Source organism: Jiangella aurantiaca, assembly GCF_004349105.1.
Classification (GTDB): domain Bacteria; phylum Actinomycetota; class Actinomycetes; order Jiangellales; family Jiangellaceae; genus Jiangella; species Jiangella aurantiaca.
Genome location: NZ_SMLB01000013.1, coordinates 118,156 through 133,962, shown reverse-complemented (window position 1 = coordinate 133,962; position 15,807 = coordinate 118,156). Strand labels below are relative to the sequence as shown.

Annotated in this window: 13 protein-coding genes and 1 tRNA gene; 7 read left to right on the top strand and 7 right to left on the bottom strand. The window is 70.8% G+C overall.

Annotated features, from left to right (window positions below):
- On the bottom strand, nt 1-894 hold an 894-nt coding region (locus E1262_RS30875), incomplete at its 3' end, for a lytic transglycosylase domain-containing protein (RefSeq protein ID WP_203453797.1).
- A 153-nt stretch (nt 895-1,047) separates the two neighbouring features.
- Nucleotides 1,048-3,738 (bottom strand): DNA polymerase I, encoded by a 2,691-nt coding sequence (polA, locus tag E1262_RS12290; RefSeq protein ID WP_132103424.1) that lies wholly within the window; start codon nt 3,736-3,738, stop codon nt 1,048-1,050.
- A 321-nt stretch (nt 3,739-4,059) separates the two neighbouring features.
- Between polA and E1262_RS12285 the strand changes: the two genes are divergently transcribed.
- From E1262_RS12285 to E1262_RS12260, 6 genes are all read left to right on the top strand, one after another.
- Nucleotides 4,060-4,557 (top strand): PaaI family thioesterase, encoded by a 498-nt coding sequence (locus tag E1262_RS12285; RefSeq protein ID WP_132103423.1) that lies wholly within the window; start codon nt 4,060-4,062, stop codon nt 4,555-4,557.
- 8 nt (nt 4,558-4,565) lie between these two features.
- Nucleotides 4,566-5,324: a DUF554 domain-containing protein gene (locus E1262_RS12280; protein ID WP_132103422.1), complete on the top strand. Its 759-nt coding sequence runs from the start codon at nt 4,566-4,568 to the stop codon at nt 5,322-5,324.
- 180 nt (nt 5,325-5,504) lie between these two features.
- Nucleotides 5,505-6,866, top strand: coding sequence for a branched-chain amino acid ABC transporter permease (locus E1262_RS12275; RefSeq protein WP_203453796.1), 1,362 nt, complete (start codon nt 5,505-5,507; stop codon nt 6,864-6,866).
- A 19-nt stretch (nt 6,867-6,885) separates the two neighbouring features.
- Entirely contained in the window at nt 6,886-7,875 is a 990-nt protein-coding gene (locus E1262_RS12270) for a branched-chain amino acid ABC transporter permease (protein ID WP_132103421.1), read from the top strand.
- A complete protein-coding gene (locus tag E1262_RS12265) occupies nt 7,865-8,848 on the top strand; it encodes an ABC transporter ATP-binding protein (RefSeq protein ID WP_132103420.1) in 984 nt (327 codons plus the stop codon). Before E1262_RS12270 ends, E1262_RS12265 begins: the two co-directional genes overlap by 11 nt.
- Nucleotides 8,845-9,624 (top strand): ABC transporter ATP-binding protein, encoded by a 780-nt coding sequence (locus tag E1262_RS12260; protein WP_132103419.1) that lies wholly within the window; start codon nt 8,845-8,847, stop codon nt 9,622-9,624. Before E1262_RS12265 ends, E1262_RS12260 begins: the two co-directional genes overlap by 4 nt.
- A gap of 57 nt (nt 9,625-9,681) precedes the next feature.
- Here E1262_RS12260 and E1262_RS12255 read toward each other — a convergent pair whose 3' ends face one another.
- The 4 genes from E1262_RS12255 to E1262_RS12240 form a co-directional block, all read right to left on the bottom strand.
- Entirely contained in the window at nt 9,682-11,412 is a 1,731-nt protein-coding gene (locus E1262_RS12255; RefSeq protein ID WP_132103418.1) for an amidohydrolase, read from the bottom strand.
- A gap of 287 nt (nt 11,413-11,699) precedes the next feature.
- Nucleotides 11,700-12,983: an ABC transporter substrate-binding protein gene (locus E1262_RS12250; RefSeq protein WP_132103417.1), complete on the bottom strand. Its 1,284-nt coding sequence runs from the start codon at nt 12,981-12,983 to the stop codon at nt 11,700-11,702.
- Between the two features lie 146 nt (nt 12,984-13,129).
- Nucleotides 13,130-14,272: an ABC transporter substrate-binding protein gene (locus E1262_RS12245; RefSeq protein ID WP_132103416.1), complete on the bottom strand. Its 1,143-nt coding sequence runs from the start codon at nt 14,270-14,272 to the stop codon at nt 13,130-13,132.
- 1 nt (nt 14,273) lies between these two features.
- Entirely contained in the window at nt 14,274-14,879 is a 606-nt protein-coding gene (locus E1262_RS12240) for an ANTAR domain-containing response regulator (RefSeq protein WP_238992907.1), read from the bottom strand.
- A 67-nt stretch (nt 14,880-14,946) separates the two neighbouring features.
- Between E1262_RS12240 and E1262_RS12235 the strand changes: the two genes are divergently transcribed.
- Nucleotides 14,947-15,020 (top strand) — tRNA-Leu (locus tag E1262_RS12235).
- A gap of 19 nt (nt 15,021-15,039) precedes the next feature.
- Here the strand turns inward: E1262_RS12235 and E1262_RS12230 are convergent.
- On the bottom strand, nt 15,040-15,417 hold the full coding sequence (locus tag E1262_RS12230; protein WP_203453795.1) for a tyrosine-type recombinase/integrase: 378 nt from the start codon (nt 15,415-15,417) through the stop codon (nt 15,040-15,042).
- Between the last annotated feature and the right edge of the window lie 390 nt (nt 15,418-15,807).

Genomic DNA, 15,807 nt, shown 5'->3' with positions numbered 1-15,807 from the left:
GCCCGGCGGCGGGGTCGGCGTCGGCGTCGGGCTCGGGGAGCCGGACGGGTTGGGCGCGTCGCTCGACGGCGGCGGCAGCGGCGGACCGGCCGCGCCGGGGCCAGGGGTCTCGGTGACGTAGCCGCTGCCGTTGTCGTAGGCCCGGATCCAGGCCATCACGTTGTCGACGTACGTGGTGGACGGGTTGTAGCGGAACAGTGCCGCCCGCAGCTGCGCTTCGTCGGCCAGGTTGCCGCCACTGGCGCACAGGTACTGCGCGGCCGCGAGGGTGGCGTCGAAGACGTTGTGGGGGTCGACGATGCTGTCGCCGTTGCCGTCGGCGCCGAAGGTCTTCCAGGTGCCGGGGATGAACTGCATCGGGCCGACGGCGCGGTCCCATACGGTGTCGCCGTCCCAGCGGCCGCCGTCGCTGTCGCCGATGGAGGCGAAGCCGTTGCCGTTCAGGGCGGGACCGACGATGCGCGGCTGGACGTCGCCGTTGGCCGTGACCTGGCCGCCGTTCGCGTGCCCGGACTCGATCTTGCCGATACCGGCGAGGATCTCCCAGCGGATGCCGCAGCCGGGGTTCTCGAGCGTCATCTGCGCCGCGGCGTTCTGGTACGCCTCGAGCACCAGCCCTGGGATGCCGAGGCCGCTGGCGAGCGTCTGGGTGACGACGCCCGGCGACGGGGTGGGGCCGACGATGAACCCGGCCGCTACGGCCGCCGCGTTGTCGGCGACCACGGTCACCGAGGCCTGACCGTCAGTCGGATCGCTGGAGACGATGGCGTCGCCGCGGCCCCGGAAGATGTCGTCGCGACCGCCGTCGCCGGGGTACTCGGAGGACGAGACCAGCTCGGTCGGGCCCGGGAGTCCTGCGGCGCCGCCTAGGCAGAGGACCCCCGAAGTCGCCACGACGGCCCCAGCTGCTCGGAACACAGGTCGCAATGCGGACTCCCGTTCTCACGACGTTCCCACGAGCCTCGCATGTGATCGTCCGTTCGGTCTACCCCACAATGCAAACAGCTGACCAACGTGTGGTTTACACGGATGGGATACGCAGGCGACTCAGTGGGCCGCCTCGTGCCACGTACGCCCGATTCCGACCGAAACGTCGAGCGGCACCCGCAGCGGGTAGGCCGCACCCATCTCGCGCCGGACCAGTTCCTCGACCTGGTCGCGCTCGCCCTCGGCCACCTCGAGCACGAGCTCGTCGTGCACCTGCAGCAGCATGCGCGAGCGCAGCTTCTCCGTCGCCAGCGCCTGGTCGACGCGGAGCATCGCCACCTTGACGATGTCGGCCGCCGACCCCTGGATGGGCGCGTTGAGCGCCATGCGCTCGGCCATCTCGCGGCGCTGCCGGTTGTCGCTGGTGAGGTCGGGCAGGTACCGGCGGCGGCCCAGCATGGTCTCGGTCCAGCCGACCATGCGGGCCCGCTCGACCACCTCGCTGAGGTAGTCGCGCACGCCGCCGAAGGTCTCGAAGTACTCGTCCATGAGGCCCTGCGCCTCGGCGACCGGGATGTTCAGCTGCCGGGACAGCCCGTAGGACGAGAGTCCGTAGGCAAGGCCGTAGTTCATCGCCTTGATCTTCGCCCGCTGCGCCGGGCTGACCTCGTCGGCCGGCACGTCGAACACCCGCGACGCGGTGACGGAGTGGAAGTCCATGCCCGACGTGAACGCCTCGATGAGCGCCTGGTCGTCGGAGAGGTGAGCCATGATGCGCATCTCGATCTGGCTGTAGTCGGCGCTGAGCAGTGCCTCGCAGCCGTCGCCGACGACGAACGCCTCGCGGATGCGCCGGCCCTCGTCGGTGCGGATGGGGATGTTCTGCAGGTTGGGGTCGGTGGACGACAGCCGCCCGGTGGCCGCGATGGTCTGCACGAACGTGGTGTGGATGCGGCCGTCGTCGGAGACGGAGTTGATCAGGCCCTCGACGGTGACCCGCAGCTTGGACGCGTCGCGGTGCCGCAGCAGCGCGGCGAGGAACGGATGCTCGGTCTTCGCGTACAGCTCGGCCAGCGACTCGGCGTCGGTGGTGTAGCCGGTCTTGGTGCGCTTCGTCTTCGGCATGCCGAGGTCGTCGAAGAGGATGGCCTGCAGCTGCTTCGGGGAGCCGAGGTTGACGTCGCGGCGGCCGATGGCGTCGTAGGCGTCGTCGGCGGCCTGGGCGACATTGCCGGCGAATTCGGACTCCAGCGCGTGCAGGTGGTCGAGGTCGACGGCGATGCCGGCCCGCTCCATGCCGGCGAGCACGCCGACCAGCGGCAGCTCGACCTGCTCGAGCAGCGTATGGCCGCCCTTCTTGTCGAGCTCGGCCTCGAGTGCCTCGGCGAGGTCGAGCACGGCGCGGGCGCGGACGGTCTCGTCGGCGCCCAACTGCTCTTCGTCGCCGCCGTCGAGGGAGAGCTGGACGGCGCCGCCGGAGTCCTCGGCGCGCAGCTCGCGGCTGAGGAAGCGCAGCACGAGGTCGGCGAGGTTGTAGGAGCGCTGGCCGGGCAGCGCGAGGAACGCGGTCAGCTCCGTGTCGGCGGCCAGCCCCCGCAGCGGCCAGCCGCGCGCGGCAAGGGCGTGCGTGGGCCCCTTGGCGTCGTGCATGACCTTGCCGCGCGTGGGATCGTCGAGCCAGGCGGCGACGGCGGCGTCGTCCTCGGGCGTGAGGCTCGACGGCTCGAACCAGGCGCCGGCGCCGTCGGACGTCGCGACCGCCAGCTCGGTGACCTCGCCGGTGCCGCGGGCCCAGTGGCCCCGGACCGACAGCCCGGCCCGGCCCTCGCCGAGGTGCTCGGCCAGCCAGCCGGCCACCTCGCCGGGGCTCAGGTGCACGGCGTCGATCTCGAAGCCCTCCTCGGCCTCGGGCGCGGTATCGGGCTCGAGGTACTCGTAGAGGCGGTCGCGCAGCACCCGGAACTGCAGGGTGTCGAAGAGCTGGTGCACCGCCTCGCGGTCCCACGTCTGCCGGGTGAGGTCGTCGATGCGGACGTCGAGCGGCACGTCGCGGACCAGCTCGGTGAGCTGCCGGTTGGTGAGCACCTGGCCGAGGTGGGCGCGCAGCGCGTCGCCGGCCTTGCCCTTGACCTCGTCGACCCGGGCCACGAGCCCGTCGAGGTCGCCGAACTCGACCACCCACTTGACCGCGGTCTTCTCCCCTACCCCGGGGATGTTCGGGAGGTTGTCGGACGGATCGCCGCGGAGCGCCGCGAAGTCGGGGTACTGCGCCGGGGTGAGGCCGTACTTCTCCAGCACCGACTCGGGCGTCATGCGCGAGAGGTCGGACACGCCGCGGCGCGGGTAGAGCACCGTCACGTGGTCGCTGACCAGCTGGAAGGCGTCGCGGTCGCCGGTGCAGATGGAGACGTCGACGCCGTCCTTCTCGGCCATGGTGGCCAGCGTGGCGATGAGGTCGTCGGCCTCGTACCCCTCCTTCTCGAGGTACGGGATGCGCAGCGCCGTCAGCACCTCCTTGACGAGGTCGAGCTGGCCGCTGAACTCCTCGGGCGACTTGGTGCGGTTGGCCTTGTACTCCGGGAACGCCTCGCTGCGGAACGTCTTGCGGGACACGTCGAAGGCCACCGCCACATGCGTGGGCGCCTCGTCGCGCAGCACGTTGATGAGCATGGACGTGAAGCCGTACACGCCCTCGGTGTGCTGGCCGGTCGTGGTGACGAGATTGGCGTCCTTCAGCGCGTAGAACGCCCGGTAGGCCAGCGAGTGACCGTCGAGGAGCAGGAGACGGGGAGTATCGGTTGCAGCGACCACGCGGCAACCCTAGTAGCCGGTTCCGACATTGTCGCAGGGTCCGAGGAGGATCATGCAGAACCGACGGGCGAACGGGGGCTGAAGTCCGGCCGTGCGTGACGTTGGCCGTCAACGATCGCATACATCACCAGGATCACTCGAGCCTCGACACGATTGCAGGCGTAGTGATGCGCGAGAGAACCTCATGACGGTCCCCGGATCAACCCCGGCCAACGTAGTAACCCCGGCGGACCTGACACGACCGACCTGCGGAACGGGTCGAGGAGCCTCATCTGTCCTGCCGCAGACGGGCGTGCGACGGCCCCGCGATATCGTCCGGCCATGACCGATGGGGCGGACGGCGGCCTGCCCGCCGTCGACTACGACGACCAGCGCACCGTCCTCGCCACACTGCCCCGGGCGCCGCTCGACGAGCTCATGGGCATCGAGTACGTCGAGGTGCGGCCGGAGCGCGTCGTGGCGCGCATGCCCGTCGCGGGCAACACCCAGCCGTACGGTCTGCTGCACGGCGGGGCGTCGTGCGTGCTGGCCGAGAGCGTCGGCTCCGTAGCGGCGATGCTGCACGGCTACCCGGACCGCATCGCCGTCGGCGTCGACATCAACGCCACCCACCACCGCGGTGTCCGCGAGGGCCACGTCACCGCTGTGGCCACGCCGCTGCACCGCGGTGGCAGCGCGGCGACGTACGAGATCGTGATCACCGGCGACGACGGCCGGCGGGTCTGTACTGCCCGGCTGACCTGCTTCCTGCGCCCGGTGCCCGGCGGGGCGGGCAACGGAGCGTTCCCCGGCACGGGCGCCGCGCCCGCGGCGGGCTGACGCCGCGCATGTTCCCGGGGTTCGGCACCGTCCTCAACGTCGTCACCGTCGTCGCCGGCTCGGCCGCCGGCCTGCTCGTCGGCCACCGGCTGCCGCAGCGCACCCGCGACGTCGTCACCGATGCGCTCGGGCTGGTCACGCTGCTCATCGCGGCGATCTCCGCGGCCGCCGTCCTGGATGCCGGGTTCGCCGCCGAGGTGGGCGACTCCGCGACGGTGCTGATCGTGCTCGGAGCGCTGCTGATCGGCGGCATCGCCGGCTCACTGCTGCGGATCGAGGCACGACTGGAGGACGTCGGGTCAGGCCTGCAGCGGCGACTGTCGCGGGACGGCGACGGCGACGGCGGCGCGGCCCGGCGGCGGTTCGTCGAGGGGTTCGTCAGCACGTCGCTACTGTTCTGCGTCGGCCCTCTGACCATCCTGGGCTCGCTCTCCGACGGCATGGGTCTGGGCTACGACCAGCTGGCGCTCAAGGCCACCCTGGACGGGTTCGCTGCGGTCGCGTTCGCGGCGTCGTTCGGCTGGGGCGTCATGGCGTCCGCGCTCGCCGTCGCCGTCGTCCAGGGGTTGCTGACGCTGGTCGGCGTGGTCGCCGGGTGCCTGCTCGGCGACGCGTACGTGTCCGCAATCACAGCGACCGGCGGGCTGCTGCTCGTCGGCGTCGCGCTGCGGCTGCTCCGGATGAAGCCGCTTCCGGTGGGTGACCTGCTGCCCGCCCTCCTCGTGGCGCCGCTACTTGTCAGTATTGTCGCCGCAATTCGGTCCTGACGTGCGGGAATACCCTTAACGTCACCATGTGGTATCGGTCCGGACTCGGGCCGCCCAGTGCAACGGGGACGTCCCAGAAGCGAGTTATGCTCCGGCACGAACGTCTGACGATCGGACGACCGATCTGACGTGTGCGTGCCACACGTCCGGCCGGTCCTGGGAGCGGGAGGTACACCACACGTGCAGAAGCTGGCCAGATGTCTGGGAGCGCTGCTCGCTGGCCTGGCCGCCGTCCTGCTCGCCACCCCCGCGGTGGCCCAGGGCAGCGGCGAGACGATCCACGGCACGCTCACCTACCAGGATGCGCCGGTCGCTGGTGTGACCATCACCGTCTCCTCCGCGGACGGCGAGGAGATCGGCGTCGCGCAGACGGCCGCGGACGGCACCTGGGAGGTGCCGGTCCCCGGTCCGGGCGACTACACCGTCGTTCTCGACGCGGCGACGCTGCCGTCGACGGCGCCCGGAGTCGCCCGCGACACCATCGAGACCACCGTCAACTCGCAGCAGCGCAAGGTCGTGCTGTTCCGCGTCGGCCCGCCCGAGAGTGGTGAGGACCAGCCCTCACCGGAGCAGACCTCGCCACCCGGCGAAGGCGGGGAGGACCAGCCGCCCGGCGACGGCAGCGCGGAGGCCGAGGCCGGCGAGGACGTCACGGCCACCGCCGGCAACAACCAGCTGCTTCAGCTGTTCATCAGTGGCCTGCGGTTCGGGCTCATCCTCGGCCTTGCCGGGCTGGGGCTGTCGCTGGTCTTCGGGACGACCGGCCTCACGAACTTCGCGCACGGCGAGCTCCTCCTCTTCGGCGCGGTCGCGGCTCTGCTGATCAACCAGGCCGGCGTTCCGATCCTGCTGGCGGTGCTGCTGGCCACGCTGCTCAGTGCCGTGTTCGGGTGGGGTCAGGACCGCGGGTTCTGGAGACCGCTGCGGAAGAAGCCCACCGGCCTGATCGCGCTGATGATCATCTCGATCGGCGTATCGCTGTTCCTGCGTTATCTGACGCAGTTCATCATCGGCGGCGGCCGCGAGACCTACGACCAGTACACCTACCAGGACCCCGTCGAGATCGGGCCGGTCTTCATCACGCCGCGCGACCTCGTCATCATGGGCATCTGCGTGGCGCTGCTGGCCGCCGTCGCGCTGGCGCTGACCCGCACTCGCATGGGCAAGGCGACGCGCGCCGTCGCGGACAACCCGGCTCTGGCCGCCGCGTCCGGCATCAACGTCGACCGCGTCATCACCGTGGTCTGGACGGCCGGCACCGCGCTGGCCGGCCTGTCCGGCATCTTCTTCGGCATGATCCAGGGCGTCGACTACCTCATGGGCATGCGGATCCTGCTGCTGGTGTTCGCCGCCACCATCCTGGGCGGCCTCGGAACTGCCTGGGGCGCCATGGTCGGCGCGCTCGTGGTGGGCGTCTTCATCGAGGTCTCGGCGTACGTGGTCCCATCGGAACTCAAGACGGCCGGTGTGCTGGTCGTGCTCATCCTGATCCTCCTGGTCCGGCCGCAGGGCATCCTCGGCCGCCGCGAGCGGGTCGGCTGAGGCGGAAGGAGCAACGACCATGGACTGGGGAAACATCCTCGAGCTGTCGCTGCGCGAGCTGATCGGCGTCCAGGCGATCGTGTTCGCCCTCGCCGCCATCGGCATCAACGTGCAGTTCGGCTACACGGGCCTGCTCAACTTCGGCCAGGCCGCCTTCGCCGCCGTCGGCGGCTACGGCATCGCCGTCATCGTCACCACCTACGACATGTCGTTCTGGCTCGGCCTGGTGGTCGGCATCGTCGGCGCGATCGTGCTGGCGCTGCTGCTGGGCATCCCGACGCTGCGGCTGCGCGCGGACTACCTCGCCATCGTCACGATCGCCGCGTCCGAGATCGTCCGCCTGGTCGGCCGGTCGGCGTGGGGCCGCGACGTGTTCGGCGGCTCCGACGGCATCACCGGCTTCAGCAGTGCGTTCTACGACCTCAACCCGTTCACCGAGCCGTTCGAGTTCGGCCCGTTCCAGTTCCGCGAGCGGGTGCTGTGGGTGCTGGTCGTCGGCTGGGTGCTGGTCGCCGTCTGCACCCTGGTCGTCTGGCTGCTCATGCGCAGCCCGTGGGGCCGCGTCCTCAAGGGCATCCGCGAGGACGAGGACGCCGTGCGCAGCCTCGGCAAGAACGTCTATGCCTACAAGATGCAGTCGCTGGTCCTCGGCGGCGTCATCGGGGCGCTCGCCGGCATGGTCTACTCCCTGTTCCAGGGCGCGATGCAGCCGGACGTGTACGCCACCAACTTCACCTTCTTCGCCTACGCGATCCTCATCCTCGGCGGCGCGGCGACGGTGTTCGGCCCCGTGCTGGGCGCGGCGATCGTCTGGTTCGCCTTCCAGTTCATCGACCTCGCGCTGCGCGGAGCCATCCGGCAGGACTACATCCCCAGCTGGTTCATGGATGCGAACGACACCGGCGCCGTACGATTCATGTTGACCGGCATCGTCTTGGTGCTCCTGCTCGTGTTCCGCCCGCAAGGCATCCTCGGCGACCGGAGGGAGATCGCGCTCGATGCCCGATGACAACCTGTCCCTGACGGCCAAGCGCGAGGCGGCGGTGGCCGCCCTCGCCGACGTGCCGCGCGAGCCGGGAGCCAAGAAGCCCGATCCGATCCTCGTCGCCGACGATGTCAAGCGGCACTTCGGCGGCCTGCTCGCCGTCGACGTCGACCACGTCGAGGTGCAGCGCGGCGCCATCACCGCGCTCATCGGCCCCAACGGGGCCGGGAAGACGACGTTCTTCAACCTGCTCACCGGGTTCGACCGCGCCAACTCCGGGTCGTGGACCTTCAACGGCCGGTCGCTGCACGGCACGCCGCCGTTCAAGGTGGCCCGGGCCGGCATGGTGCGCACGTTCCAGCTGACGAAGGCGCTGTCGAAGCTGACGGTCATCGAGAACATGCGGCTGGGCGCCACCGGGCAGCGGGGCGAGAGCTTCTGGCGGGCCATGCTGCCGTTCACCTGGCGCGGCCAGGAGGACGCCATCACCGAGCGGGCCGAGGAGCTGCTGGCCCGGTTCAAGCTCGACACCAAGCGTGACGACTTCGCCGGCTCGCTCTCCGGCGGCCAGCGCAAGCTGCTCGAAATGGCCCGCGCGCTCATGGTCGGTCCGGAGCTCGTCATGCTCGACGAGCCGATGGCCGGCGTCAACCCGGCGCTCACCCAGTCGCTGCTGCAGCACGTCGCCAACCTGCGCGAGCAGGGCATGACGGTGCTGTTCATCGAGCACGACATGGACATGGTCCGCGACATCGCCGACTGGGTCGTCGTCATGGGCCAGGGCCGGATCCTGGCCGAGGGCCCGCCGGAGACCGTCATGTCCGACCACAAGGTCATCGACGCCTACCTCGGAGCCCACCACGACCAGTCGCTGGCCGAGCTGGAGGAGCAGCTCGAGACCGGGACGCTGGCCGAGGAGGTCGCGGCCGAACTCGGCCAGGCGCCGGCCGAAGCCGTGCCGGTCGAGCACACCGGCGAGACGAAGGACGGACGATGAGCCAGAGCGACAGCACGACCGCGGCCGACCGCTCGGCCCACCTGGCCGGCGCCGAGGGCGCCGTCCTGCGCGCCGACGAGGTCGTCGCCGGGTACGTCGAGGGCGTCAACATCCTCAACGGCAGCGACTTCTACTGCATGCCCGGCGAGATCGTCGGCATCATCGGCCCCAACGGCGCCGGCAAGTCGACCTTGCTGAAGGCGTTGTTCGGGCTGATCCGCGTGCGCTCGGGCTCGGTGCGGCTGAAGGGCGAGGACATCACCAACCTGCCGGCCAACCAGCTGGTGTCGCGCGGCGTCAGCTACGTGCCGCAGACGAACAACGTCTTCCCCGGCCTGACGGTGGAAGAGAACCTCGAGATGGGCGTCTACCAGGCCCCGAAGCGGTTCGCCGAGCGGTTCGCGTGGGTCACCGGCCTGTTTCCCGCCCTCGGCGACCGGCGCAAGCAGCGCGCCGGCTCGCTGTCCGGCGGCGAGCGGCAGATGGTCGCCATGGGCCGGGCCCTGATGGCCGACCCCAGCGTCGTCCTCCTCGACGAGCCGTCCGCCGGCCTCTCCCCCGTCCTCCAGGACGACGTGTTCATCCGCACCCGCGAGATCAACAAGGCCGGCGTCTCCGTCGTCATCGTCGAGCAGAACGCCCGCCGCTGCCTGCAGATCTGTCACCGCGGCTACGTGCTCGACCAGGGCCGCAACGCCTACACCGGCACCGGCCGCGAGCTCATCAACGACCCCAAGGTGATCGAGCTCTACCTCGGGTCGCTGGCCCGCGCCTGACGACGCCCGGGCGGGGCTCGTGGGTCACGGCCCGCGAGCCCCGGCCGGCGCCGTCCGTCACTCGTAGGGCTGGACGTTGCCCGGCGGGATGGGCGGGCCGAGGCTCTCCCACTTGGTGTGCCCGACGATCCGCTCCGGCGGCCAGGTGATCTGGCCGTTCGGCCAGCTCTGGCCGGTCCGCTTCAGGAACCACTCCGGCGGCGCGACGGCTGGGGGCTGGAAGTCGGCCGGCAGCAGGCTGGCCCACTCGACGTTCGCGGTGCGGGCGGCGTGCTCCTCCTTGATCTCCGTCACCAGCGCCGGTTGCGTGAACAGGTCGACGGCGACGGCGGCGAGGTAGCGGGCGGCGGCCAGCAGCGCCACGTGGCCCGCGTGCGACACCGTCGAGCCGGTCGTCAGCCAGCTGTGGTTGGCCGTCCCGGAAGGGCTGACCGGGGTGCCGAGGCTGAGCGTCGGGACGATCCAGCTGATGTCGGCGACGTCCGTGGAGCCGCCGCCGGTGAAGAACTCCTGCGGCGGGCGCAGGTCGGCGACGCCGGTGCTGTAGCCGTTCTGGGGGATGCCGGCCGCGGCCTGCAGGCCCTTCCCGTAGGCCTGGTCCTCCTCGGTGAACTCCGGCGCGCCGATCTGCACCATGTTGTCGTGGACGAGCTCGGCGCCGCGCTTGTTCGGGAGCATGTTCCAGATGTTCGCGACGGTGCGCTCGTGCACCTCCATGCGCATCGCGAGGCCGGCGGCGCGGGCGCAGTCGCTGACCTTCTCGGCCAGGATCGCCACCCGTTCCGGTGTCGCCTCGCGGACGAAGTACCAGGCGCCGGCCAGCGCGGCGTGGACGTTCGGCGCCTCGGCAGAGTGCCGGATCGCGTGGTGGATGCGCCCGGCCGGCGCGACGTGGTGCTCGCGCAGCATGTCGGTGAGCATCGTCAGGGCCCGGACGGCGTTCTGCGCGTTCTTGTTGCCCAGCGGGCTGCCGCCGTGGCCGTGGGTGCCGCTGAAGTTGAACGCCATCGCCTTGAGCGCGTTGTTCGAGCCGAAGCCGGTGCTGGTGTTGCGCCCGGGATGCCAGTCGACGAACACGTCACAGCCGTTGTAGACGCCCTTCATGACGTCGTAGGACTTGCCGACCAGCTGCTCCTCCGCCGTCGACCCGAAGAACTTGACGGTGCCGTCGAGCCGGTGCCCGCGCAGCGCGCTCGCCGCCGCCACCGCCGCGCCCGCCGCGGCCGCACCCAGCGCCGAGTGGCCGCAGCCGTGCCCGTACCCGTAGTTCGGCGAGTACGGGTCGTCCTCGTAGATCAGCGGGTCGTGCTCGGTGGACCCCTTGTTCTGCGAGACGCCGGGCAGCGCGTCGTACTCGCCACTGAACCCGATCACCGGGCTGCCGGTGCCGTTACTGAACGTCGCGACGAACGTCGTCGGCAGGCCGCCGACCGCCCACTGGATGCGGAACCCGTGCTTGCGCAGGAACTCCGCCTCCACGAGCGCGGAGTTCCACTCGGCCAGCGACGGCTCGGCGTACTCCCAGATGGTGTCGCTGAGGCCGGTGATCGAGTCCGCGTACCGGTCGATGACGCCGAGCGCGGTGTTCTTGGCGTTGCTGTCCATCGCCAGGCCGGTGGGCGCCTCGTAGTTCTCCGGGCTCACCTCCTCCGCGGCGTATGCGGCCTGCCGGCCGGTGAGCCCGGGGACGACGGTCGCGGCGGCGGCCGCGGCGGCGCCGATTCCGATCGCCTGGCGCCGGCTGAACTGCGGGCTGTGGACGGGTTCGTTGTGGTCGGTGTCGCACATCGCAATCGCTCCTCACTGCGGCCAACAAGGGGCCGAACAGTCGTCTGAGCTGGGGGGATGAGCGGCGTGGCGCCGTCGCCGGAACCGCTGACCTGGACGCGACCAGAGTGGTCGCGTGAAGGCAGGATGGATGTCGAAATGGGTCGGCTGGGGTGATTTCGGCGCCTTGAACGAGGAACGTACAAGAGTGATGTATAAAGTGTCAACGGTCGTATCACGCGGCGGTTCGGGGCGCGAAAAACCCCGCCGAGTGCACCCGGCGGGGCCTTCGCTGACGTGACCTCAGGTCACTCCGTCATGGACCGCTCGACGTAGTCCAGCGGCGTGTAGGTGTTGTCCGGGCCGTACTGGTAGACGCCGATGGTGGCCGTCTCGGGGTCGCCGGCATCGGTGAACTCGACCGGGCCGGACACGCCCTGGTAGTCGATGTCCTCGCCGTCGGCGAGCAGGTCCGCGCACTCCTGGAAGCCGGAGCACTCGGTGCCCTCGCGGGAGACGGCGACGAGGTTGTCAGCGATGTCGCGGCTCTCGACCGACTCGGCCTGGAGGGCCGCCAGGGCCAGCAGCATCGTCGCGTCGTAGGACTCCGGGCCGTAGCTGAAGTCCTGGAGGTCCGGGTTGATCTGCAGCATCCGCTCCTGGAAGTCCGCCCCGGTCTCCGCGCCCGGCAGGGTGCCCTTGTTGCCCTCGAGCGTGCCCGCCGGCAGCTGGTCGCCGTAGTTCGACAGGTTTCCGTCGACGAAGTACAGCGGGATCGTCTGCGGGCCGATGCCCTGGGTGACCAGCTCGGGGATGATCGTGACGGTCTCCTCGAAGCCGATCAGCGCGATGGCGTCGGGCGCCGCCGCGGCGACCTGGCTGACCTCGGAGGTGTAGCTGGACGCCTGCGGGTCGTAGACGATGTGCTCGGCGACGGTGCCGCCACCGCTCTCGAGCGTCTCGGTGAGGTACTGCGCGAGGCCGTTGCCGTAGGCGTCGTCGAGGTTCAGGATCGCGACGTTGGCGTGGCCGTCACCGAGGATGGTGTCGCCGAGCACCTGGCCCTGCAGCACGTCGGACGGCGCCGTGCGGAAGTACAGGCCGTCGTCCTCGTACGTGGTGAAGTCGGGCGAGGTGTTCGCCGGCGAGAACATGATGGTCTCGTCCTGGACGATGCGGTCGAGCACCGTGAACGACACACCGGACGACGCGGCACCGATGATGGCGGCCACGCCCTCGTTGAGCAGCTGGTCGGTGGACTGCTGGGTGACCGCGGAGTTGCTCGCGTCGCTGGAGTCGGTGTGCGTGATCTCGACCTCGTGGCCGAGCACGCCACCGGCCTCGTTGATCTCCTGGATCGCGAGGTCGACGCCGGCGAACTCCGGCGGGCCGAGGAAGGCGAGGTTGCCGGTCTCGGGGAGCAGCGTGCCGAGCCGCAGCGGCTCCTCGCTGGTTGCCGTGCCGCCGTCGCCACCAGCCCCGGGCGACTCGTCGTCCGTGCCGCCGTCGTCGTCGCCACCGCAAGCGGCCAGCACGAGCGAGGCCGCTCCGGCGACGGCAAGAGACCGCCACAGTCGCGATGTGCGGGTCATGAGATGTCTCCTTCGCCGAGCCGGCCGCCGTCACCAGCCGCCGGTTGAATCTGCGATGACTTCCGAAACCTATGCCGTGCGGGGGCCCAAGCGTAGTAGCGGTAGCCAACCAGGATCATCTTGTTAGGACACTGTGACCTTGGACATCAGCCATCAACACCGACGACTTCCCAGGTCCCGTCCCGCAGCACGCTGAACCGGATGCTGCCTCCGGTGCGGTCGCCGTACTCGTCGAACGAGACCTCTCCGGTGGCGCCGGCGAAGTCCAGCTGGCTCATCTCGCCCAGGCAGCCGCGCCGCGCCGACGACGCCGAACTGGCCGGCGGCAGGCAGCGCGCCAGCACCGTGCCGACCGCGGTCCCGGCGTCGTAGGCGGCCGCGCCGAAGTCCCCCAGCGGCACACCGACGTCCTCGGCCAACTGGCCCGACCGCACCCCCGCCGTCGCGTCCAGCTCGGCCGGCTCCGCCCGCACCGCCCCTTCGCCTCCGTCATCGGCGAAGTCGCCGCCGAACGCCGTCGCCCCCAGCAGGGTCGCGTCCAGCCGCGCGCTGCGGATCTGACGGTCGACCTGGGCCGCGACCTCCGGGTCCCCGGCCACGAAGACGGCGGTGGCGCCCTCTGTCTTCGCCGTCGCGACGACGGTGGCGACGTCGGCGCCGCGGGCCACGACCGTGCCGCCGGCGTCGTCGACGGCTTCGGTGAACGCCCGCACCTCGGCCGGGTCTCCCCCGTCGACGACCGCGACGGCCTCGGCGCGCAGCCCGCTGACGGCGTACCGGGCCAGCGCCGCGGCCGGCGGCTCGGCGCCGACCGCCGTCCGGAAGTACGAGCGGTACGGACGCAGCGGCGCGCTCGGGTCGGCGCCCAGGGTGTGCGCCGGCACGACATCGGCCGGCGACACGAACAGCACGTTCTCGTCGTCCAGGATCGGCTGCGCGGCCCGCACGCCCGGCGTCGTCAGCCCGCCGATCACCGCGACCGCGTCACCGTCGACCAGCTCGGTGACGGCGTCGGCCGCAGCCTGGCCCTTCTCGTCCTCGTCGACGGCGACGACCTCGACCGTCCAGCCGGCGATGTCGTCCGCCGTCTGCTCGACGGCGGCGCGGACCGCCGCCAGCACCGCCTCGCCGTCGGCCTGCTGCCAGCCGCTGGCGGGCACGAGCACGCCGACTGTGGCCGTCTGCGCGCCGGCGTCGTCGTCGCCCAGGGCGCCGACCATGCCGCACGACGAGAGCAGCGCGGCGGCCGCCGTCAGCGCGGCCCACCCCGCGCCACGACGCACGGACATGTCAGCTCTTCGACTCGCCTTCGGACAGAACGACCTTCGCCACGTCGCGCATGGACGTGCGCTTGTCCATGGCTGCCTTCTGGATCCACCGGAACGCGTCGGGCTCACTGAGCCCGTACCTCGTCTGCAGGATGCCCTTCGCGCGGTCGACCAGCTTGCGCGTCTCGAGCCGCTCGTTGAGGTCGGCGACCTCGTTCTCGAGCTGGGTGAGCTCCTCGTGCCGCGACAGCGCCATCTCGATGGCCGGCACGAGGTCGGCCTTGCTGAACGGCTTCACCAGGTACGCCATCGCCCCCGCGTCGCGGGCGCGCTCGACGAGGTCACGTTGGGAGAAGGCGGTCAGGATGAGCACGGGGGCGATGCGCTGCTCGACGATGCGGGCCGCGGCGGAGATGCCGTCGAGCACCGGCATCTTCACGTCCATGACGACGAGGTCGGGGCGGTGCTCCTCGGCCAGCCGTACGGCGCTGGCGCCGTCGGCGGCCTCTCCGACCACCTCGTACCCCTCCTCACCCAGCATCTCGATGAGATCGAGGCGGATGAGCGACTCGTCCTCGGCGACGAGAACACGTCGGGCGGGCGCGGTTGGCGTAGGCGTTTCGGTCACCCGGGAAGCCTACTCGGCGCATGTTACGGATAAGGGTAGGCTGGGCCTCTGTCGCGGCCGAGCGCGCGGCCCGGTAGGCAAACTGGCAAAGCCGCCGCACTCAAAATGCGGTGCCTGTGGGTTCGAGTCCCACCCGGGCTACCCCTCCTGACCTGTAGCTTCAGCCCAAGCCACTGCTCAGGCCCCTCTCTGAAGAGGGGTGTGCTGGAACATTGCTGGAACGAGCGTCAGCGGCGCGGGCCTTCACCCTCCGCGGGATGAAGGCCGCGATGACGGCTGCCGCCTGCTCGGCCAGTTCCTCAGCCACCGACGTGCAAACGTCCGCGGTGAACGCGCTCGACGCGTGGCCGAGGATCTCTGAGACGACCTTCATGTCGACGCCGGCGGCCAGCAGCATGGTGGCCGAGCCGTGGCGCAAATCGTGGAACCGGACCGGCGGCAGTTGCGCGGCCGCGGAGAGCCGCTCGAAATTGTCGGAGACGTATCCGGGCTTCAGGGCGGAGCCGTCCTCGTAGGTGAAGACCCTGCCGGAGTCCACCCAGCCTGCCCCCCACGCAACGCCTCGTGGCGGGCGTACCAGCGGCCGTGGTTGGGCGACCAGCGCTGCTTCGTCTCGCCAGAGCGCCGGTCGACGTCGGAGATGGTCAGATCGGGGCATCGCTTGCCCAAGAGCTTCCCCGGCCCGTCGCGGCACCAGCACTTCTTCCCAGGCCGCGGGCAACACCGGCAACGGCCGGAGCGGGGTCGCCAGAGAGACGGGCGGCCCACCTTGGAGAACGTCAAGGCTGACGCGGACGACCGCGAAGAGGCGAGCCCGCGCCCCAGTCGAGGCGGGAGCGCTGCGCCGGGCCGGCCGAGCGGGACGCGGTGGCGCTGTCGTACATGGCGCACTTCTCAGTGATTGGTGTGCGGCCGCCTGGACGAGGAT